Origin of the sequence: Rhodococcus sp. 7Tela_A2, assembly GCF_049311045.1 — a bacterium.
Taxonomy (GTDB): Bacteria; Actinomycetota; Actinomycetes; order Mycobacteriales; family Mycobacteriaceae; genus Rhodococcus.
On record NZ_JAXION010000085.1, the window covers coordinates 1 to 19,535 of the forward strand.

A 19,535-nucleotide genomic window follows, 5' to 3' on the forward strand; every position below is an offset into this window, starting at 1 on the left:
CGGGAACGGGAGGGTTGCGCGCGCCCACCCGGACTGCAATGGTTAGGCTTACCTAATTAACGGGACCCGTCGATCAGGAGGTCGGATGACGACTCTGCTGCTGCCGTCACCCGCGGCCGCTCCCACCCCCGTCCGCGCGTTCGACGACACGCGCCGGCGACTGGAATCACTCACCGCGGGAGCGCCGCGCGTGTACGCGGTCGCGTGCGTGGACGAGGAACCGCGGCGACGCTGGTGGTACCTCGGGGGAATGGAACGCACGCACCGCATCGAGTTGCTCTACGCCCGGGCGCGCGAAGACGTCGAGGATCCCCGCATCGCCGCGGAACAGGTCGCCGCCGCGCTCATCCATGCGGTGACCGGACGCGTGCTCGCCCCGTATGTCTTGGACGGCCGCGTGTGGGATCCGGGACTGGACAACCTCTGGCTGCATCAGGACAGCGACGGCTGCATCGACTGGGCGGGTGTCGCCGACGACACGCTGCGGGTCCTGCCGGACGATCGCGCCGCCGACTCCGGCGACGTGGTGGTGCTGCCGTGCGAGGAGGCGATGGCCGTGTGGACGGCGCATCGCGCCGTCAGTGCCCTGACGGCGGTGCACGGCGCCGTCTGCCGGTCCGCGCCCCTCGACGGTCCGCGATTCTGGGCCATGGTGGGCCGGTCCGTGGTGACCGGTGCGGCGCAACTGCCGATTCTCGGCGGCGGATCCCGGCGGGTCGCCGCGCGCCGGGGGCAGATTCTCCTCGACGCGTTCGTCGCAGCAGGGTTTCCGGTTCGAGGTCTTGTGAAATAAGGGCAGCCTTCCCTATAGTGGGGATGTTCGCGCAACAACGGACCGCGCCGGAGTCCTGAGGGCTGCAGTGATTCCCGGGTCCATCCCGACGGCGGGTCCCACGAGCACTCGTTGGGCCCGCCGTCGTGCGTATCCCGTGGCCCCGGTCCAGGGATGGGTACGGCGAACGCGCCGCGCAACCGAAACACGCGGCGTGACCGAAAACCGCGATGCCCTACCATCGTTCGGTGGCCACCGGCGCCCGGATCCACCGGACGCGGCCCCGCACGCAACGGAGAGACCGCATGACCGATCAGCCCCGGCTCGACCCCACCTCGCTGCACGACCCGGCCGCCGCCACAGCGCTCAACGCCAACGGGTTCGGCACCGCCCTCGGCCTCGAATTCCTCGAGATCGGCCCCGACCGGGTGGGGGCGCGCTGGACGGTGACCCCGAACCAGCACCAGCCGTTCGGAATCGTGCACGGTGGCGTGTACTGCGCGGTGATCGAGACACTGGCGAGCGTGGGTGGCTCCGCGTGGTTCGCCGACCGCGGCACCGTCGTCGGAGTCAACAACAACACCGACTTCCTCCGTGCCACCCGCGAAGGTGTTCTCACCGCGGTCGGCATGCCCGTGCATCGTGGTCGCACCCAGCAACTGTGGAAGGTGATCATCACCGACGAGCAGGATCGCCTCGTCGCCCAGGGTCAGGTGCGACTCGCGAACATCACCGACGCCGCGCATCTCGGCGGCTGACCGCCGCCGAACCCCACGCGACACCGGGATCGGGTCACACGGGCTCTCGGTAGCGATCCGCGACCCCCTGCGCCCGGCTGCGCAGGGAGGCGCGGAGCTCCGGCGGTGCGAGCGCCTCGGCCTGGGTGCCGAGTTGCCACAGCGCCCACTCCGCGTGCCGGAGATCTTGAAACGTGACGTCCAGGCGCAACCGGCCGTCGGCGTCGGGTTCCTCGGTGCGGACGGCTTCCGCCATGTCCAGCAGGTCGTCTCGTCGCACCGGGGCGACCCGCACATCGACGGCGATGTGGTCCTCGGACAGGAACCGGGCGCAGCGTTGCGCCCAGATGCGTGCCAGGTCGACCCGATCCGGACGCTCCGCCGCTGCGGGCATCTCGTGCGCGGCGAGGATCCGCGATATCCGCAGCGTCCTGTCGGAGCCGAACTCGGTGGCCAGCAGGTAGGCCTTGTCCCGCACCGTGACCAGACCGATCGGGTCCACCGTGCGCCACTGCGGTGCCCGGCCCGCGGAGGAGTAGTGAAGGCGCAGCTTCCGTCCGCCGAGGACCGCATTCCGGACCGCGACCAGGATCGGGCCCGCAACCTCGTCGCGGGCCGTGCGGCGGGAGAGCAGGTCGGTCTCGGGGTCGACGAGCAGTCGTCGGGCGGCATTGCTCGCGGCGATCCGGTGGCTTTCGGGGAGTGCATCGACGATTTTCCGCACCGCCGACGCACGAGCCGTGCCGAGTCCGAAAATCTGCCCGCCCGGACCGGAACCGGCAGCGAGCAGAGACAGAGCTTCGTCGTGGTTCAGCCCGGTCAGCTGGGTCCTGAACCCGGGGAGCAACGAGAACCCGCCGTGCCGGCCCCGTTCGGAGTACACGGGGACACCCGCCGTGGAGAGCGCCTCGATGTCGCGCAGGACGGTACGGACCGAAACCTCGAGTTCCTCGGCGAGGACGTCCGCCGTCAGCCGGCCGCGCTGACGCAGCAACAGCACGAGAGACACCAGTCGGTCGGCCCGCACGAATCGGGACGTTACCGAATACCTGACACAAGGTGTCGTGATTCAGCGGAAGGCTCCATGACGCGACGCCGCATCGGCGGTGTCGCGGTCGGGGGATGCGCCCCGCAGGATCCGAATGGAGTCGAAGTGACGATCGAACGAACGGTCCTCAACCCGGTGACGTGGTCGGTGGAGATGGGGTTCAATCAGGGTGAGGTGGTCAGCGGGCACACCAGGACGCTGTACTGCTCCGGACAGACGGCAATGAATGCCGACGGCGCTCCTCAGCACGAGGGAGACATGGCGGCACAGGTCGCGTTGAGTCTGAACAATCTCGAGGGTGTGCTTGCCGAAGCGGGCATGTCGCTCGCCGACCTCGTCCGGCTGAACGTGTACACCACCGACGTCGACCTGCTTTTCCAGCACTACGGCGTGCTCGCCTCACGGCTTGCGGCCGCTCGGGCAGCACCGACCACCACGATGCTCGGCGTGGTGCGACTGGCGATACCCGGCCAGATGATCGAGCTCGAAGGTACCGCTGTCGCCTGACGTGACGCCGTTCCGCTGCCCGCGTGGGGCACGGCGGCGCGGGCAGCAACCGAGAGGGGTGAGTGCCGGTGCCCGATCTGTGGACGATCGGCGTCTACGGCTTCGACGTGACGACGTTCCTGGAACGACTGCGTCGAGCGGAGGTGAGGATGCTGCTCGACGTGCGTCAGCGTCGAGGGGTTCGCGGACCCGACTACGCCTGGGCGAACTCGCAGCGACTACAGACCTCACTCGCCGCGAGCGGGATCGCATACCGCCACCACCTCGAACTGGCACCGACCACCGAGTTGCGTGAGCTTCAGTACGCCGAGGACGCCCGCCAGGGTGTCGGCAAACGCACCCGCCGCGAACTCGCCACCGGGTACGTCAGCCGCTACACCGCCGAGATCCTCGATCCGGCCGATCTCGAGGCGGTCGTGTCGGTGCTGCCGAGCACGGGACCAGCCGCATTGTTCTGCGTCGAAGGTGATCCCGAAGCCTGTCATCGTTCCTTGGTCGCGCGACGGCTCGTCGAGCAGCACGGCTTCACGATCGAGCACCTGCGGCCGTCGTGAGTGCCGTCGTCGGGTCAGGCGGAGCCGAGCGCATCCTCGTCCACCCGTGAGTCCTCGGCGGACCACGTGCTCGCCGGTGGATTGTCGAGGTGCCACCGCACCGATTCGGCTACCCGTTGCTGCGGGTCGCCGGGAGACCAGCCGAGAAGGTTCTCCGCCCGGCTGACGGAGACGAGCACATGCTGCGCGGGTGCTCCCATCAGCGCCAGTTCGCCGGGCAGTACCGACTCCGGTACCCGTACCGGCTCCAGCGCGGAGCCGGCGGCCGCGATGATCTGTTCCACCCATGCGATCACCGGCACCGTGGCAGGCTCGCCCAGATTCACCGCCATGCCGTCCGCGGCCCGCGTGTCCAGAGCGGCCAGTACGCCGGTGGCGACATCATCGACATGGACGCGGGTCCACAGCAGATTTCCGGCACCGACCGGGATGTGCTGCCGTCCGGCGCGGATCCGGCGCAGCACCGGGTCCTCCCGGCGCTGCGGATCGTGCGGTCCATAGACCATGGGAAGACGCAACACCACGGCGCCTCGAGGGAGCCACCGCTCCTCGACATCGAGCTTGTCGTAGGCGTCCGGGATCCCCGGCCTCCGGGCCCCGCGGTAGGGATAGCGCTCCCGGCGCACTTCGGAGTCCTCGGTCAGAGGCACCGCGGATTCGCAACGCCCCGAGGTGAGACCCGTGAACGCCTGGTACACGTCCACGCTGGACAGCACGACCGTCGGCACCTCCGGTATCGCCGGCAGGACGGCATCGACGTGGTCGGCGGTCAGCGCATAGGTGTCGACTACGGCGTCCGGATCGAACCGGCAAACATCGTCGGCGTGATCGCCCAGTGCGAGCCGATCGACCCGTAGGTGATCGACCGCCACCCAGGGGGACGGCTCGTGGTGTCCGCGGTGGACAACCAGCACCCGATCGCCGCGCTCGTGGAGTCTTTCCACGATGCGCCGGCCGATGAATGTCGTACCCCCGAGAACCAGAACCCTCATGTGCTGCCGTCCCTTCGACACTGCTGGTCACCACCGGGTGCGGGAAGCAATAGTGTCGAAGATAGCCGGATCGGCGTGACGCCAACCGTATTCGCATGTGACCGACGATCGGCGGGACCATGCCCGGTGGTCCGGGCACCGGTGGGGCGGCGGATCTGCAGCGGCCGGACGTCACGCCAATCGTCGGTGGGCGCCGAGAGCCCGAATCCGCCCGAGGTTTCCGACCGGCGACGAGGCCACTCCGCCGGGCATGCGCCCCTCTTTTGCTCGAGCAGAGCGAAAGGGTTTCCGCGCGGTTCGGGGGAGCGAAGGATGGCGGGTGCCCGTGCCGACCGCGGGAACCGACAGCGCAGATCCGAAAGGTGGCCGTATGACGATCGCCGTCGTCACGGGTAACCCCGAGCCGTACTCCCGCACTCGCGACGCCGGGACCCCGTCGCCGGGCCGGTACCTTGTCGACGCCGGCTACATCACCGACGGCCGGCACGCGGAGCATTGGACGCCGGCCCTGCCCGTGGCCATCCGAACCGGGGCGTCATGAGCACGTTCGACAGCACCGCCCTGCGGCACGCCTTCGCGCACATCCCTTCCGGGGTGGTCGCGATCTGCGCCGAGGTGCACGGCGAGCGGGTGGGCATGGCTGCGAGCACGTTCGTGCCGGTGTCGCTCGACCCTCCGCTCGTTGCGTTCTGCGTGCAACGTACCTCGGGTACGTGGCCGCGACTGTCGGCTCTGCCGCGCCTGGGTATCAGCGTGCTGAGTGAGCAGCACGACGGTGCGGCGAAGGTGCTCGCCGCGAAGAACGGTGACCGGTTCGCCGGAATCGAGACCGAGATCCGTGACGGCGGTGCCGTGTTCGTGGCAGGCACGAGTGTGCGCATGGAGGTGACCGTCGAACAGGAGATTCCGGCCGGTGATCACGACATCGTCGTGCTGCGCATCAACGAAATGCTTACCGACGCAGAGGTGGAACCGATCGTGTTCCATCGCAGCTCCTTCCGCCGGTTGATCGCTTCCTGACATTTCGAGAACATCCCACTCGCCGCAGAAGCCGGGTCCGGTTTCGACGTCACCGAAGGAGTCCGTGTGGATCGCGACAACCCCGTTCCCGTCGTCCGGCGCACCGAACGGAATCCGCTGACGCCGCGCGCCGGGCGACGCGCGCGAAACATCCCCGGAGACGAAACGGCGGGGCAGGAGCAGCCGACAACCACCGGGTCCTGGTGGCTCGTCCTGCCCAGCGTGGCAATCGGTCTCGCGGCCTCGGGCTGAGCACCGTTCGCCGAACTCCGACACACCGACTGCTGGAGCGGGCCAGGCGCGATGCTTCCATCGGAACGCCTCACCCCTCAGCACAAGGGAGACCCCACCTCCCGCCGCCGGCCCGCGGAGATGACCGCGGTTCATGGCGTTCCCGCGGCGGGAGATGGGGTCAGGTCAGATTCCTGCCGTGCCGGCGCCCACGACGCCGGCGACACGCCGCAACGCCGTGTTGGTCTGTCTCGCCGCGTCGAGTGTCTCCACGGCCGGAGTGGTGGGGAGGTCCGCAACGTTCCCGCCCACCTTGGTCAGGACGGACCGTGACAGCAGGTAGTTCTCGTCCACGACCTGATCCAGCGTCGGTACCGGTGCGGGACGCGGGATATCGGCGTGGACCGTGTGCCGGTAGAGATTGATCTGGTACGGCCAGCCGTCGCGGGTATTCCACTGGGAGACCAGAACATAGAGCTCGTCGAGCGTGGAACCGGCGAGGACGTATCCGCCGTAGCACTGGGCGAGAGTGTTGTTCCGGTCCAGGTGCTCCTGGTCGTGCGGCACGTGACGGACCACGGTCGTGGTCGGAGCATCCCCGATATGGGATGTCGGCCCGTTGCGAAGGCCCTTCACGTTGACGCGGATGTCCGGTGCGGTCTGGGTGTAGGTGAGCAGCCACTGGCCTTGGACCAGGCGGAGATTCATCTCCCGGACCTTCGTCCCCGCCGGGAAGATGTCCGAGCATGCCCGGTTCCATCCCCAATCCGTCCCGTTCCATCCCCAGCCGGACCACTTCGAGCGGTCCGCCACCTCGTTGGGCCTGCAGCGGTACAGGTGAACGTTCGATCCGCCGTCCACCAGCCACGTGTTGCCCATGATGTAGACCCAGCCGTCGGTCCCCATCTCCCAGGTGATGCCCATCTGGAAAGCGCCCTCGTGATGCCAGTCGCGTTGTCCGGCGGGGCCCGCGTGAACCCAGGTCTGGCCGTTGTCGTCGGAATACTGGATCTCCGTCCAGAGGACTTCGGAGAGGGACCGGCAGATCGTCACGAACAGGTAGATGCGGGAGCCGACGACAAGGAGGTCCGAAGGCAGGACCGTGGCGAACCCGCCATTGGTCCACGGCAGCGTGTCGTGGGTGTACGGCCACAACTGACGGGCGTACGAGCCGCCCACGGCGCCATGGAACGTCAGTCCATCGGCGTAGTCCGCCGGGGACTTCTCGTTCGTCAAGAGCATCACCGGAGAACGCCACCCGGGGCCACCGACGCGGGCCTGGTCGAAGGTGTCACCCAGGACGACGGCCTGGCTGCCGTTGGGGAGGCTTCGGGCAATGCCCAGGTCCGTACCGCCGACACCGTACTGCGTCGACGACGTGGTCGGCCCGGTCACCGGTCCAATCTTGGTGGTCGTTCCGGGAACTGCGTTCTGCTGGAAGGGAGACGGAACCGGCTCCGCCATCGCAGTAACCGTCGACGACGGTGTGACCGCGGGGAAACTGCCCGACGAAGGGTGCAGAGAAGTTGCTTTTCGCATGGTGGGTGCCTCAATTCGATGACCGAATGGATGGGGTACCCCGACGTTGGAGATGTCGCAGGGACGCCGACCTGCGTTAACACGTCCGGACGTCGAGACCGACCCGACGCACTTCCGAAACCGTGCTGTGTCCTCTCCTGTGGCGCTTCGAGCGCTTGATTCCGCAATACCAGTGGGAATCGTCCTTTTCGACTCGGGCTCGCACCACTCGCATGGTGTCCGGGGTGGAAGTCGTCCATGTAGTCCTCCGGAAGCCGAAGAACATGAGGTCACGGGCGCTTCCGTGCCCGTGACCTCATTCGTCCCGATCCGCGGAACTCAGCTGGCCGGCCGCGGAGTAGTGAAGCATCAGCGATCGTCTTCCGGACCGATCAATTATCGACACCGGAAGGCCGCCAAACTTTCTCGTGCTCTCAGCGTCGTTGTCCGCGAACGGATCACAGCACCAGTGCCTGGTTCGGCGGTGACCACGATCAGTGTGGCGATAGCGGTGACTGAATATCGTCGGAGGACAAGGTTTCCCCGCTCGGGTGAAACTTCGGGACGCTTGTTCGTTCGGGGCGACTCTCGACCACCTGCCCGACCCCGGTCAACCAATCTCCTCGACCACGCTTGTGCCCGTTTCCGGACGCGATTCCCACGCCCAGCTCTCGTGGAGACGTACGCGGCCGTCACCGAGCAGTTCGATCCGGCTGTCACAGACTCCACTCGCGGTGGTGCCGTCGACACCGAGGTGGACATAGCGGAAGTGCAACCGCGCGCCTGTACGCGTTCCGACGAGGAAACCAAGCACCACCTCTCCGCCCTCGTATTCGGCCCAGACAACAGGGTCGTCCTGGTGGTAGCGAAAGCGGGTCGCGCCACTGACCTGCCCGGTGGGTGAGTTGCTGACGCCGGCAAACACCCTGCCGTCCAGGTCGATGGCGGATGGCGAGTGGTGCGCTGCGTCGGCAGTGGTCATTCCGGCACCCTATCCACGGCCCTCCGGCATCCACATCAGGGCGCCGGTCGGCTCAGGAGATTTGCCACGCGGCCACGGGTGTTCTTATCGCGCAGACCCCCGGCGGTGCGGCGTACCATGCCCCCATGACGGTGGTCGCGGTCGAGCACTTGGTCAAGACGTTCGGTCCGACGCGGGCCCTCGACGGCCTCGACCTGACCGTCGAAGCGGGCGAAATCCACGGATTTCTCGGCCCCAACGGCTCCGGTAAGTCAACGGCCATCCGCGTGCTGCTCGGGCTGTTGCGCGCCGATTCGGGACAGGTCCGGTTGCTCGGCGGCGATCCGTGGCGTGACTCGGTGTCGCTGCACCGGCGCCTCGCCTACGTGCCCGGCGACGTGAACCTGTGGCCCACCCTCACCGGCGGCGAGGCGATCGATCTGCTCGCCGGGTTACGGGGCGGACTGGACGAGACCCGCCGCGCGGACCTTCTCGACCGCTTCGAACTCGACCCGACGAAGAAGGCCCGCACCTACTCCAAGGGCAACCGTCAGAAAGTCGCGCTCGTCGCCGCATTCGCGTCGGACGTCGAGTTCTACATCCTCGACGAACCCACCTCCGGACTGGACCCGCTGATGGAATCGGTGTTCCAGGACTGCCTCGGTGAGATGTCCGCGGCCGGGAAGACGGTGCTGTTGTCGAGCCACCTGCTCGCAGAGGTCGAAGCGGTCTGCGATCGGGTCAGCATCATCCGGGAGGGCCGCACCGTCGAGACCGGCACTCTCACCCAGCTACGGCACCTCACCCGCACCTCGGTCACCGTCGAAACCGCTCGTCCCGTCACCGGACTGACCGAACTGGACGGAGTGCACGATGTCCGTATCGACGGTGTGCACGCCCGCTGCGAAGTCGACACCACCGCACTCGACGCGGTTTTGCGCCACCTGCTCACCTTCGGGATCACCTCGCTGACCTCCACTCCACCCACCCTCGAGGAACTGTTCCTGCGTCATTACGGTGACGAGCGGGTCCGCGAGAACGAGCGGCACCGGCGGGCCGAACCAGGAGCGACTCCGCGATGACGACGGCGGCCGCCGCGGCCCCGACGCCCACGACCGGGACCGAACGATTCGCCGGTACCGGGCGGCTCGTCCGACTCGCGTTGCGCCGCGACCGCATCCGGTTACCGGTGTGGCTGCTCGCCCTCACCGCGCTCCTCGCGTTCTCCGCAGCCAGTGTGGCGGGGCTGTATCCCACCGTCGCCGAATTGCAGGGTTTCGCTGCCGCGTCCGCGGCGTCCCCGGTCGCGCTCGCCACCAACGGCATTGTGTCCGGCTACAGCACGGGCGCTGTAGTCGCCAGCCAGATCGTCATGCCGCTGGCGCTGGCCGCCGGGCTGATGACCACACTGCTGGTGGTGCGGAACACCCGGCAGAACGAGGAAACCGGCGCGGCCGAACTCATCGGGGCAGCGGTCGTCGGACGCCGGGCACTGCTCGCCGCCGCGCTGCTCGTCGCCGTGGGTGCCAACCTGACCCTCGGTGTTCTCAGTGCGACCGTGCTGACACTGCAGGGATTGCCGGCGGGTGGATCGATAGCGCTCGGTGCGAGCGTCGCAGCCGCCGGTATCGCCTTCGCCGCGGTCGCCGCAGTCACCGCGCAGGTCACCGACAGCGCCCGCACCGCCAACGGGCTGGCCGGTGCCGCCCTGGGTGTGGCGTTCCTGCTGCGCGCGGTGGGCGACATGACCGGAACGGTTACCGGTGACGGCACCCGCGTGGAAAGCGGATGGCCCACGTGGTTGTCGCCGATCGGCTGGGCCGAGCAGATGCGGCCGTACGACACCGACGACTGGTGGGTGTTGGCGCTGCCGATGGTGTTCTCGCTGGTGCTCTGTGTCGTCGCCGTCGCGCTCACCGGACGCCGCGACCTCGGGTCCGGGCTGGTACCGACCCGGCCCGGACCGCCCCGCGCGTCCCGGGCACTACCCACAGCGCTCGGATCGGCGTGGCGGATGCAGCGCACGATCTGGTTCTGGTGGGCCTTCGGGATCGTCGTCCTGTCGCTGGTGTACGGCGCGATCGCCGATCAGATCGACGACTTCCTCGGCGACGGCGAGCAGGGTGGTGATGTGCTCACCGACCTGGGCGGCGGTGTCACCGATCTGATCGACGCCTACTTCGCGGCGATCTTCGCGCTGATGGCAATCGCGGTCGCGGGCTACGCCGTCCAGGCGCTGCTGCGGATGCGCAGCGAGGAAACGGCCGGCCGGCTCGAACCGGTCCTCGCCACCGCGCTCTCCCGGCCCCGGTGGATGCTCGCACACGTGGGTCTCGTCGCCGCAGGAATCGCGACGCTGCAAGCACTCACCGGAGCGGCGATGGGTCTGGCCCACGGCGTGATCGTCGGGGATGTGCCCGGACAGGTCGCGGCGCTGACCGGGGCGGCACTGGTCTTCGTACCCGCGGTCCTGGTGGTCGCCGCCGCGGTGGTGCTGTTCATCGGGGGACTGCCCGCCTGGTCGGCCGGGCTGTCCTGGGCACTGCTCGCCCTCTGCCTCGTCGTCGGATTGTTCGGTCCGCTCCTCGGGGTGCCCGACGCCGTCCGGGACGTGTCGCCGTTCACGCATGTGCCGGCGGTCCCGGCCGCGTCGGTCACGGCCGGTCCGCTGGTCGCGCTCTCGTTGATTGCCCTGGCTCTCTGCGCGGGTGGCGTGATGCTGTTCCGCCGCCGCGATCTCACCACGTCGTGAGAATTCGCGGGCGGGTCCCTTCGAGAGCGCTCAGGTCGGCGTGAAGCGAGGTCACGAGCCGGACAGCACCGGGGCGGCACGCTCGGTGCGGCGGTAGCGGGCCAGACTCAGACCGCCCAGCACGACGGCGATCACTCCCAGCACCACGGCGAACAATGCGCCGACGACCCCGTTGCCGGTATTGGGACCACCGGCGGCATTCGCGCCGTGCATCCCACCGACAATCACACCGATCGCTCCCGTCGCCAACGCGACGACGATCCACGGCAGGGCGAGGTGCGTGCCGGAGCGGCGGGAACGCCTCAGGGCCACTGCGCCGGCGACCACGCCGATCAGCGCGAGCACGGCCGCAGTCGTGGGTACCGCCCGGCCGACACCGAGTTCGTAACCGGCGGCAACGATGGAGGCGGGATCCGGAAGCGCGGCAACAGAGACCTCGAATACAGACATGACGATCCTTTCGGTCGGACGGGTATCCGTCGAGATGGGGCACCTTCGATCGTCGTGCCACGGGGACGGCAGGTCATCGGCCGACGGGCGTCGGCGACTACGGCATCGGGTGTACGCCGCGCGCATCGATCCGCAACCGCGGACGTAGGTGATCGAGCCGCAGACCTCGGGTGCTGCAGGCGCGGGAAACCTATGATCACTGCATGCAGGATCGCGCTGCGTCGTTCCGCCTGCCTACCCGCGTTCAGGACCTGCTGTTGGCGCTGTTCGTCACCGTCATGCAGGTTCAGGGCACCGTGGTGCGCAACAGCGGGCAGCCCGAAGTCGTGCTGCGTCCCCTGTCCGACCTCGGGAACCTCGGCTACCTCCTGTTGATCGTCCCCGGCGCGGCCCTCGTCGTACGCCGCGACCGACCGGTCGCCGTGTTTGCCGTCACCGCGCTCAGCAGCGTCGTGTACTACGGCCTCGACTTCCCGGACGGGCCCGGGTGGCTCGCCCTGTTCGTCGCCCTCTACACGCTCACCGCGCACGGCGACGGGCACCGCACGCTCCGGCTGGCCGCCGTGGGCATCGTGGTCCTGTCCGCGGCATGGCTCATCGCCGCGTCGGACATCGAGCCACCCGCCGCCATCGGCTGGGTCTACTTCCGCATCGGCGCGTCGGTCATGAGCGCGGCTCTCGGTGAAAGCGTGCGGGCGAGGAATCAGATCGCGGCGCAGGCACTCGAACGCGCCGCGGTGGCCGAACGCACCCGTGACGAGGAAGCCCGTGCCCGGGTCGACGCGGAACGGCTCCGGATCGCACGCGAGGTACACGACACGGTGGCGCACGCCATCGCCGTCATCAACGTCCAATCCGGTGTCACCGCACATGTATTCGACAAACGACCCGAGCGCGCCCGCGAAACCCTCGAGGTCATCGAGCAGACCAGCGCGCGGGCACTGGCGGAGATGCGCGCAATCCTCGACGTACTCCGGGACGACAACGTCGGAGACGACAGAACTGCCGGCGTCGGGGGAGACACCGACGGGCGGTCCCCGAACCCGGGGCCGGCGCAGATCCAGGACCTTGCCGACCTGGCACGCGACGCGGGCCTCGATCTGACCGTGGATGCGCCGCCGCCTCCGCAGCCCGTACCCGCTGCGGTCGGTACCGCCGTGTACCGGATCGTGCAGGAATCGATCACGAACGTGATCCGTCATGTCGGAGCGACCCGCGTGACGATCACCGTCAGCTACGGCGCAGACGCTGTGGAGGTGCGCGTCGTCGACGAAGGCCGAGCACTCTCGGCGACACCCGCGGTCTCGCCGTTGTCGGCCCCGAGTCGGGGGAGTGACCGTCCGGCGCAGCAGGAGAGCAGACGCGGGTACGGCCTCGCCGGGATGCGGGAACGCTGCCGCCTTCTGGGAGGGCACCTCGACGCGGGTCCCCGGCCGGACGGCGGTTTCGCCGTCACCGCGTGGCTTCCGCTGGCGTCGACCGAAACGGCGGCCACATGACCGGAGAGGAAGAGACGCCCGGCGGCACAATCAAGGTGCTGCTCGCCGACGACGAGCACTTGGTGCGGTCCGGGTTCCGGCTCCTCCTCGACACCGAGGACGACATCACGGTGGTCGGGGAAGCGACCACCGGCACAGACGCGGTAGCGAAGGCCTACGCGCTGCGGCCGGACGTCGTCCTCATGGACATCCGCATGCCGAACCTGGACGGCATCGAAGCCACCCGGGAAATCACCACTGCCGGGCTGGGAAATGTACGCATCCTCATCCTGACGACCTATGACACCGACGCCTACGTGTTCGAGGGTTTACAGGCCGGTGCCAGCGGTTTCCTGCTCAAGGACGCCGGTCCGGCCGAACTCCTGCATGCCATCCGCGTGATCGCGGCGGGTGATGCACTGCTGGCGCCGCGCATCACCCGCCGCCTCATCGGCCGCTTCGCCACCCGGCAGGCGGCGGACAGGGCCGGGGAAGATCGGCTCTCCGTCCTCACCGAACGCGAGCGCGAGGTTCTCGCGCTGGTCGGGGAGGGTCTGAGCAACCAGGAGATCGGTGCCGCCCTGTTTCTCAGCCCGGCCACCGCCCGCACCCACGTCAGCCATGCCATGGCGAAACTCGGCGCCCGTGACCGCGCACAACTGGTGGTCATCGCCTACCGGAGCGGACTCGTCACCCCGTAAGCAACGACGCGTGTCACGCCCGGAGGGTTATCCCGCTTCGCGTCGCGCGACAGCCTCGCGTGCCTCGGCTGCATCCTCCTCGGTCCGCAACCGCTGGATCGCGAGCCGACCGAACACCTGCTGCTCGGTTGCCGCCATCTGGTTGCGCCCGGTCGAGAAGAACGCCTGTGCCCACGACAGCAAGGTCGACACCTTCGACGAGAATCCCACCAGGTACAGCAGGTGCACGAACAGCCACGCGATCCATCCGAGGAACCCTGTGATCTCGAGTTTGCCGACCTTCGCGACCGCACTGAACCGTGAGATCGTCGCCATGCTGCCCTTGTCGAAGTACCGGAAGGGCGCACGCTGCGCGGGATCCTGCCCCTCTTCGACCGAGGCGGTGATCTGCTTCGCCGCATACTTGCCGCCCTGCATCGCGACCTGCGCGAGACCGGGCAGCTTGTCGAGCGACATCATGTCGCCGATGACGAACACGTTCGGGTATCCCGGCAACGAGAGATCCGGCAGCACCTCCACCCGGCCCGCTCGGTCGATGCCCGCTCCGGACTGCTCAGCGAGTTGCTTGCCCAGTGGGCTGGCCGCGACACCTGCCGACCACACCTTGCACTGCGACTCGATGCGCCGTTCGGTGCCGTCCTTCTCCTTGACGGTCAACCCGTCGGCATCCACGCCGGTCACCATCGCGTTGAGCTGGATCTGCACGCCCAGGCCTTCGAGAGTCTGGCGGGTCTTGCGGCTGAGTTTGCCACCGTAGACCGGAAGGACGTCCGGTGCCCCGTCGAGCAGGACGACCCGCGCTTCCGTGGAGTCGATGTGGCGAAAGGCCTCCCGGAGCGTGCGCCGCGACAGTTCTGCGATCTGCCCGGCGAGTTCGACTCCGGTCGGTCCCGCACCGACCACCACGAACGTGAGCAGCCGTGCCCGCTCCTCGGGGTCGTCGGACAGTTCGGCCTGCTCGAATGCGCCGAGAATGCGGCCCCGCAACTCCAGCGCATCGTCGATCGTCTTCATCCCGGGTGCGAACTCGGCGAAATGATCGTTACCGAAGTACGACTGGCCGGCACCCGCCGCCACGATGAGGCTGTCGAACGGGGTGACGGTGCGCCGCTCGAGGAGTTGCGAGGTCACCGTCTTGTTCTCGAGGTCGATCGTTTCGACGTCACCGAGCAGAACCCGCGCGTTCTTCTGCTTCCGCAGGATCATCCGCGTCGCCGGTGCGATGTCGCCCACCGACAGAATGCCCGTGGCCACCTGATAGAGCAGCGGCTGGAACAGATGATGGGTGGTACGCCCGATCAACGTGACGTCGACGTCAGCATTCTTCAGGGCTTGGGTACCGAACAATCCACCGAACCCGGACCCGATGACGACGACACGATGACGAGACTCACCCGACTGGACACTCATGCATGCTCCTTCACTGTTGTCGGCACGACCACCCCTGGGTACCCCCACGGCAGCCCGCCGACGCGGGTGGGACTGCATCCAGTCTCGCAGTTGACACGCCGCAGCACAGGGGGATCGCGCCGGATGCAGGTGTGCCGGGCGGTCAGTGCGGGCCGGGTGCCGAGTCGCCGAGCAGTCCGTACACCGGGTTGTGCTGCGCGGCGTGCCGCACCGCGTCGCCGGTCGCCGACGTGTAGATCTGCACGGTCTGCAAGGACCGATGTCCGAGCAACTGCTGCAACTCGACCATGGTGGCCCCGCTGTCGGCCAGGCTCGTCGCGAACGTGTGCCGCAGCGCGTGCGCGAGCGCTCCGCGTTTACGTTCGGACTCGATGCCGGCGCGCCGGTAGAGACGACGCACCCGGTACTGCAGGGTGCCGCGGGTGATGCGCTGTCCGTCGCTGCCCACGAACAACGGATCGGTTCCCGGGTAGCGCTCCCACACGGCCGGATCGTCGCGCTCGCCGCGCACCTGCCGTCGCGGCGCCGGGAACCGCGCGTACCGTTCCTCGAGATAACTCGAGACGATGGCCGTCCAGCTGTCCTCGAGCGGAATCTCCCGTTCGATCGCGCCCTTACCCAGCACCCGCAGCACCGGCGTGCCCGCTCCGCCGAGAATGCTGCCCACGTCGAGGCGGATCAACTCGTCCGAGCGGATGCCGGTGAGCAGCAACGTCGCGATCAGCGCGAGGTCGCGTTGCGGCCACTCCCGCGACGATTCCGCCGGGCGCTGCGCCTCGACGGTGACGGTCTCGACGAGTTGGTGAATCGCACTGGGGGAGAAGGACTTCGGTGTGTGCTGAGGTTTCTTCGGCTGGGTGATCGAGGCCATCGGGTTGCCCTCCGACACCCCCTCGGAGACCAGGAAATTGCAGAAGTTGTTCCACACCGACCACGCGCGCCGCACCGAGGCCGGCTGCCGCTCGGCGGCGAACGATGCGAACGCCGAGCGCATCGCGCGGATCGAGATGTCGCCGACTGTCAGGTCCGCGGGCGGCCGTTCCCGCAGCTCACCGAGGTGTGTGCACACCGCATGCAGGTCCAGGCGGTACGCCTTCAGGGTGTGCGGAGACCGCTTCGCGGTCTGCAGCGTTTCCAGATACGACGAGACCCACTCGATCAGACCAGGATCGTCCCGGCTCGTCATTCCCACGTCCTCCTTCGGTCACCCTGTCGTACGCATGTGCGATTCCAGTGTGACAGGAGGGAGTGACGTGACGGACCGGGCGATGAGCCCACCCCTCAGGATCCGGTGCTGGAACCGATCGACGATCCGCCCCCATCGCTGGAGCCCGAGCTCCATGCCGGGCCGAGGACCAGCGCGCCGGCCGCGCCGAGCAGGTCGGAGTTCAGGTTGCAGATGCTGACGACCGCATAAACACCTCGCGGGATGTCCTGGAACGTTCCGGACACCACGTTGTCGCGGTTGGCGCCTTGCAGGGGCTGTATCGCGGTGATCGCGTCGGCATCGCCGAGTTCCCGGAGCAAGGCGAGAACATCGATGTCGGGGTTACCGACGAGATAGTCGAGCAGTACCGGTCCGACGACCGGCGCGGCCCGAACCGCGTCGACCACCGCGGTGGTGCACGAGCCCGGCAACGTGAGCGACCCGACGAGCGGCACACGCGGCACATCGGTGGCCGTGTAGGTGATCGACAGCCCGTCGACCTGAACGGAATAACCGATCCCCCGGGCAATTGCCACTGCCGGAACGGGTTCAGCGGGCGTCGCGTCGACGAGTGCCGGCGCCGCGAGACCGGTCGCAGACACGGTCGCAAGGACGAGAACGGTTCGTGCCAGAGCATTACGAATCATCGCTGCATCCCTTGTGTCGGACCGCCCGATACCGCGTCGTTCGGCAATGCTAGCCGCGCACCTCCGTCCGCACGGTGAACTGCGCTCAGCGTGTCGGCTCCGCTAGGGCGTGATCGAAGCGAATACGAGTGCCTCACACTCTCGGAGCGGGTGAATCCTTGCTTCCCTCACCGAAACTCCCGGACGCGGTCTTTCCTTCTTCGACGACGGGTGAGGTGATGACCACCGGTGCCATCACCATCGTCGGGCTCCGATCTGCGGTCGGCACCTGTTCTTCTTCGGGCACGGCAGCGCGTGTCGGCGCGCGACCGTAGGCGATCAGGACGACGACGATCAGCACCGCGAACACGATGGGGTACGCGGATTGGAGAAGGGTGCGCACCAGTGGCTCACCGGGGGTCATGAAGACGCCGATCGCGACGACACCGTCCGGGTAGGAGCGGTACCACGCGGACAACGGCACCGCCGCAGCAATGGGAAGCAGATAAGCCCACCATCGGCCCCACCGCACCGCCTGGTCCAGGCACACCACCAGCAGCGGCACCACCCACACCCAGTGATGACCCCACGAGAACGGTGAGACCATCGGCGCGGTCAACCCACACACCGTCAGGCTCAGGAGATGGCGGCCGTGCCGGTGGGCGAGCTGCGCGGCCCACAGCCCGACGCCGGCCACTACGGCGGCGCACAGCAACCACAGCCACATCGGAGGTTCCTGCGTGTGGAGCGCCCGCGCGAGGATGCCCCGCACCGATTGGTTCGCCGGTGAGGAAATCAGCCCGATGCGGTCGGAGCGGATGATCGCCGAAGTCCAGAATTGCCACGCGTCGGTGAAGATCACCACGAAACCCGCCACGATCGTCACGGCAAAGGTCACGGTCGCGACCATGGCGGCACGCCACTGTCGCACCACCACGAGATAGGCGATGAAGAACGCCGGCGTCAGTTTCAGGCCCGCGGCCAGGCCGACGCCGATCCCACGCAGGCGGCTTTGCTCCGGACGGGACAGATCCCAGAGCACCAAGACGAGCAACACCAGGTTGATCTGACCCAGCCACAGGGTCATCCGCACCGGCTCGATCCAGGTGAGCGCCACCGCCGATCCCGCGCTGACGACCCGCATCCACACCGAATCCTCGTAACCGAGCGCGCGCCAGCTCAGCCGGACCACCAGGTACAACAGCACCAGATTGACCAGGTTCACCGCGATGGTGGTGCCCGCCGCGGAGAGCAGCGACAGCGGCACGAACATCAGCGCAGCAAACGGCGGGTACGTGAACGGCAACGAGTCGAACAAAAAGAAGGAGTACAGCGGTTCGGGGCTGCGCGCGGTCAGGCCGCCGTGCCGGTACACCAGCGCGTCGACGCCGTTGCCGAACAGCCCGTAGTAGTCGGTGAACCCCAGCAGCCGGTCGTGGGCGAGAAACGCGGCGCCGGCAAGAATCACCGCCGCAACGGGCCACCACCTCGGCACTGTCGATCCTGCTTCGTGTGTTCGACTCCTGTCTGGACTCCCCATGGATCGAACCTAGGGGGAGGAGACCGACGGGTGCTGCACCGACACAGCGTGAGGCCGGAGTGTGCGGTTCGCCGACACCGACGCGAGGCAGGGGTCCCGGTCGTTCCGTCTCCGACGTGCGGGCGATGTGTCAGTCGCCGCGGACGGGCAACCGTCGCGGGCCCGGACCTTCCTTGGCAAGCACATCGCCCGGGTTGGCCAGCGGACAGATCTTCAGGCTCAGGCATCCACACCCGATACACCCTGCGAAATCGTCCCGGAGTTCGGTCAACGCGTCGATACGGCGGGTCAACTCGTCGTGCCACAACGCGGACATCCGTGCCCAATCCTCGGCGGTCGGCACCCGGCTGTCCGGCAACGAATCCAAGGCGGCTTTGATGTCGTCGAGCGACACCCCGACGCCCTGCGCGATCCGGATGAACGCCACCCGCCGCAGTGTGTCGCGCCGGTACCGGCGCTGATTTCCGGTCGTCCGGCGACTGTCGATGAGCCCCCGCGACTCGTAGTAGTGCAGCGCCGAGACCGCCACACCCGACCGAGCAGCCAACTCGCCGGGGGTCAACCACACGGCAGCAGACATCGTGAGCCTTCCGACGATCGGGATTGCACGCGTCGATCTGGGTGCACAGTACCCACATCCGAGGTGGGACGGCAGCGCTCGGCAGACACCACAACGGCTCACCCGCGTCGGCCTCCGGGTGAGCAGGGGATGCGATTGTGCCGGTTACTTACGCCAGAACAGGTGATGGGTGACGCCGCTCGGGCTGGGAACGACGTCGTGATGGAACCTGTCGTGCAATTCGTCCGGTGACTCCCAGAGCTGCAGGCCGGACCCGAATTCGAGCGGCGCCACTGCGATGTGCAGGGTGTCGACCAGGTCGGCGTCGAGGAATTGCCGGATCGTGGTGACCCCGCCGCCGAGTCGGACATCCTTGCCGCCCGCGGCCTCGCGCGCTCGGGCGAGGACGTCGGATGGTTCGCCGCCGACGAAGTGGAAGGTGGTGTGGGAAAGCGTGAGGGAGGGGCGGGGG

The 19,535-nt window shown here is 68.0% G+C and carries 22 protein-coding genes; 11 read left to right on the forward strand and 11 right to left on the reverse strand.

All coding sequences use genetic code 11. From position 1 onward, the window contains the following. Positions 1 to 85: 85 nt before the first annotated feature. Positions 86 to 793 carry a hypothetical protein gene (locus tag TVH25_RS15425; RefSeq protein WP_169653158.1) on the forward strand — a complete coding sequence of 236 codons (708 nt, stop codon included), beginning with the start codon at positions 86 to 88 and terminating at the stop codon, positions 791 to 793. A 284-nt stretch (positions 794 to 1,077) separates the two neighbouring features. Then, complete coding sequence (locus TVH25_RS15430) at positions 1,078 to 1,530, forward strand: PaaI family thioesterase (RefSeq protein ID WP_422424700.1); 453 nt, start codon at positions 1,078 to 1,080, stop codon at positions 1,528 to 1,530. A 34-nt stretch (positions 1,531 to 1,564) separates the two neighbouring features. Here TVH25_RS15430 and TVH25_RS15435 read toward each other — a convergent pair whose 3' ends face one another. Beyond that, positions 1,565 to 2,536: a helix-turn-helix transcriptional regulator gene (locus TVH25_RS15435; protein ID WP_422424702.1), complete on the reverse strand. Its 972-nt coding sequence runs from the start codon at positions 2,534 to 2,536 to the stop codon at positions 1,565 to 1,567. A gap of 132 nt (positions 2,537 to 2,668) precedes the next feature. On the opposite strand from TVH25_RS15435, the gene TVH25_RS15440 reads away from it, so the two are divergent. Continuing rightward, positions 2,669 to 3,064, forward strand: a complete 396-nt coding sequence (locus TVH25_RS15440) for a Rid family hydrolase (RefSeq protein WP_169653181.1) — start codon at positions 2,669 to 2,671, stop codon at positions 3,062 to 3,064. Between the two features lie 68 nt (positions 3,065 to 3,132). After that, on the forward strand, positions 3,133 to 3,618 hold the full coding sequence (locus tag TVH25_RS15445) for a DUF488 family protein (RefSeq protein ID WP_169622322.1): 486 nt from the start codon (positions 3,133 to 3,135) through the stop codon (positions 3,616 to 3,618). Between the two features lie 14 nt (positions 3,619 to 3,632). Here the strand turns inward: TVH25_RS15445 and TVH25_RS15450 are convergent, their stop codons facing one another. Then, the gene (locus TVH25_RS15450; RefSeq protein ID WP_296549278.1) at positions 3,633 to 4,610 is read right to left on the reverse strand and encodes an NAD-dependent epimerase/dehydratase family protein; all 978 of its coding nucleotides are present in this window, start codon (positions 4,608 to 4,610) and stop codon (positions 3,633 to 3,635) included. A 319-nt stretch (positions 4,611 to 4,929) separates the two neighbouring features. Here TVH25_RS15450 and TVH25_RS15455 point away from each other — a divergent pair, with 319 nt between their 5' ends. From TVH25_RS15455 to TVH25_RS15465, 3 genes are all read left to right on the forward strand, one after another. Beyond that, a complete protein-coding gene (locus tag TVH25_RS15455) occupies positions 4,930 to 5,151 on the forward strand; it encodes a hypothetical protein (RefSeq protein ID WP_296549277.1) in 222 nt (73 codons plus the stop codon). After that, positions 5,148 to 5,630: a flavin reductase family protein gene (locus tag TVH25_RS15460; protein ID WP_422424705.1), complete on the forward strand. Its 483-nt coding sequence runs from the start codon at positions 5,148 to 5,150 to the stop codon at positions 5,628 to 5,630. Before TVH25_RS15455 ends, TVH25_RS15460 begins: the two co-directional genes overlap by 4 nt. Before the next feature lie 66 nt (positions 5,631 to 5,696). Beyond that, positions 5,697 to 5,882 carry a hypothetical protein gene (locus tag TVH25_RS15465; protein ID WP_422424707.1) on the forward strand — a complete coding sequence of 62 codons (186 nt, stop codon included), beginning with the start codon at positions 5,697 to 5,699 and terminating at the stop codon, positions 5,880 to 5,882. A gap of 165 nt (positions 5,883 to 6,047) precedes the next feature. On the opposite strand, the gene TVH25_RS15470 is transcribed toward TVH25_RS15465, so the two are convergent. Both TVH25_RS15470 and TVH25_RS15475 read right to left on the reverse strand, forming a co-directional pair. Then, positions 6,048 to 7,256 carry a DUF4185 domain-containing protein gene (locus TVH25_RS15470; protein ID WP_422424709.1) on the reverse strand — a complete coding sequence of 403 codons (1,209 nt, stop codon included), beginning with the start codon at positions 7,254 to 7,256 and terminating at the stop codon, positions 6,048 to 6,050. A gap of 733 nt (positions 7,257 to 7,989) precedes the next feature. Then, a complete protein-coding gene (locus TVH25_RS15475; RefSeq protein ID WP_422424711.1) occupies positions 7,990 to 8,361 on the reverse strand; it encodes a hypothetical protein in 372 nt (123 codons plus the stop codon). Positions 8,362 to 8,486: 125 nt separating this feature from the next. Here TVH25_RS15475 and TVH25_RS15480 point away from each other — a divergent pair, with 125 nt between their 5' ends. Both TVH25_RS15480 and TVH25_RS15485 read left to right on the forward strand, forming a co-directional pair. Then, a complete protein-coding gene (locus TVH25_RS15480; RefSeq protein WP_422424713.1) occupies positions 8,487 to 9,422 on the forward strand; it encodes an ATP-binding cassette domain-containing protein in 936 nt (311 codons plus the stop codon). Beyond that, on the forward strand, positions 9,419 to 11,092 hold the full coding sequence (locus TVH25_RS15485; protein ID WP_422424715.1) for an ABC transporter permease: 1,674 nt from the start codon (positions 9,419 to 9,421) through the stop codon (positions 11,090 to 11,092). Before TVH25_RS15480 ends, TVH25_RS15485 begins: the two co-directional genes overlap by 4 nt. Before the next feature lie 51 nt (positions 11,093 to 11,143). Here TVH25_RS15485 and TVH25_RS15490 read toward each other — a convergent pair whose 3' ends face one another. Further along, positions 11,144 to 11,542: a DUF6223 family protein gene (locus TVH25_RS15490; protein WP_422424717.1), complete on the reverse strand. Its 399-nt coding sequence runs from the start codon at positions 11,540 to 11,542 to the stop codon at positions 11,144 to 11,146. A gap of 203 nt (positions 11,543 to 11,745) precedes the next feature. Here TVH25_RS15490 and TVH25_RS15495 point away from each other — a divergent pair, with 203 nt between their 5' ends. Both TVH25_RS15495 and TVH25_RS15500 read left to right on the forward strand, forming a co-directional pair. Beyond that, complete coding sequence (locus TVH25_RS15495) at positions 11,746 to 13,041, forward strand: sensor histidine kinase (protein WP_422424719.1); 1,296 nt, start codon at positions 11,746 to 11,748, stop codon at positions 13,039 to 13,041. After that, the gene (locus tag TVH25_RS15500) at positions 13,038 to 13,721 is read left to right on the forward strand and encodes a response regulator (RefSeq protein ID WP_422424721.1); all 684 of its coding nucleotides are present in this window, start codon (positions 13,038 to 13,040) and stop codon (positions 13,719 to 13,721) included. Before TVH25_RS15495 ends, TVH25_RS15500 begins: the two co-directional genes overlap by 4 nt. A 27-nt stretch (positions 13,722 to 13,748) precedes the next feature. On the opposite strand, the gene TVH25_RS15505 is transcribed toward TVH25_RS15500, so the two are convergent. The 6 genes from TVH25_RS15505 to TVH25_RS15530 form a co-directional block, all read right to left on the reverse strand. Continuing rightward, on the reverse strand, positions 13,749 to 15,131 hold the full coding sequence (locus tag TVH25_RS15505; RefSeq protein WP_296549269.1) for an NAD(P)/FAD-dependent oxidoreductase: 1,383 nt from the start codon (positions 15,129 to 15,131) through the stop codon (positions 13,749 to 13,751). Between the two features lie 142 nt (positions 15,132 to 15,273). Next, complete coding sequence (locus tag TVH25_RS15510; RefSeq protein WP_169653147.1) at positions 15,274 to 16,317, reverse strand: tyrosine-type recombinase/integrase; 1,044 nt, start codon at positions 16,315 to 16,317, stop codon at positions 15,274 to 15,276. 95 nt (positions 16,318 to 16,412) lie between these two features. Further along, complete coding sequence (locus TVH25_RS15515; protein ID WP_169653146.1) at positions 16,413 to 16,985, reverse strand: hypothetical protein; 573 nt, start codon at positions 16,983 to 16,985, stop codon at positions 16,413 to 16,415. Positions 16,986 to 17,118: 133 nt separating this feature from the next. Beyond that, positions 17,119 to 18,459: a glycosyltransferase 87 family protein gene (locus TVH25_RS15520; protein WP_422424723.1), complete on the reverse strand. Its 1,341-nt coding sequence runs from the start codon at positions 18,457 to 18,459 to the stop codon at positions 17,119 to 17,121. Positions 18,460 to 18,634: 175 nt separating this feature from the next. Next, the gene (gene soxR / locus TVH25_RS15525) at positions 18,635 to 19,084 is read right to left on the reverse strand and encodes a redox-sensitive transcriptional activator SoxR (RefSeq protein ID WP_169622309.1); all 450 of its coding nucleotides are present in this window, start codon (positions 19,082 to 19,084) and stop codon (positions 18,635 to 18,637) included. 144 nt (positions 19,085 to 19,228) lie between these two features. Next, on the reverse strand, positions 19,229 to 19,535 hold a 307-nt coding region (locus TVH25_RS15530; RefSeq protein ID WP_422424724.1), incomplete at its 5' end, for a dihydrofolate reductase family protein.

Bases quoted from the DNA above. Each gene is read 5' to 3' on its own strand.
- TVH25_RS15425 (WP_169653158.1), top strand. From the start codon at position 86: ATGACGACTCTGCTGCTGCCGTCACCCGCGGCCGCTCCCACCCCCGTC.
- TVH25_RS15430 (WP_422424700.1), top strand. From the start codon at position 1,078: ATGACCGATCAGCCCCGGCTCGACCCCACCTCGCTGCACGACCCGGCC.
- TVH25_RS15450 (WP_296549278.1), bottom strand. From the start codon at position 4,610: ATGAGGGTTCTGGTTCTCGGGGGTACGACATTCATCGGCCGGCGCATC.
- TVH25_RS15460 (WP_422424705.1), top strand. From the start codon at position 5,148: ATGAGCACGTTCGACAGCACCGCCCTGCGGCACGCCTTCGCGCACATC.
- TVH25_RS15475 (WP_422424711.1), bottom strand. From the start codon at position 8,361: ATGACCACTGCCGACGCAGCGCACCACTCGCCATCCGCCATCGACCTG.
- TVH25_RS15480 (WP_422424713.1), top strand. From the start codon at position 8,487: ATGACGGTGGTCGCGGTCGAGCACTTGGTCAAGACGTTCGGTCCGACG.
- TVH25_RS15485 (WP_422424715.1), top strand. From the start codon at position 9,419: ATGACGACGGCGGCCGCCGCGGCCCCGACGCCCACGACCGGGACCGAA.
- TVH25_RS15490 (WP_422424717.1), bottom strand. From the start codon at position 11,542: ATGTCTGTATTCGAGGTCTCTGTTGCCGCGCTTCCGGATCCCGCCTCC.
- TVH25_RS15495 (WP_422424719.1), top strand. From the start codon at position 11,746: ATGCAGGATCGCGCTGCGTCGTTCCGCCTGCCTACCCGCGTTCAGGAC.
- TVH25_RS15500 (WP_422424721.1), top strand. From the start codon at position 13,038: ATGACCGGAGAGGAAGAGACGCCCGGCGGCACAATCAAGGTGCTGCTC.
- TVH25_RS15505 (WP_296549269.1), bottom strand. From the start codon at position 15,131: ATGAGTGTCCAGTCGGGTGAGTCTCGTCATCGTGTCGTCGTCATCGGG.
- TVH25_RS15510 (WP_169653147.1), bottom strand. From the start codon at position 16,317: ATGACGAGCCGGGACGATCCTGGTCTGATCGAGTGGGTCTCGTCGTAT.
- TVH25_RS15515 (WP_169653146.1), bottom strand. From the start codon at position 16,985: ATGATTCGTAATGCTCTGGCACGAACCGTTCTCGTCCTTGCGACCGTG.
- soxR (WP_169622309.1), bottom strand. From the start codon at position 19,084: ATGTCTGCTGCCGTGTGGTTGACCCCCGGCGAGTTGGCTGCTCGGTCG.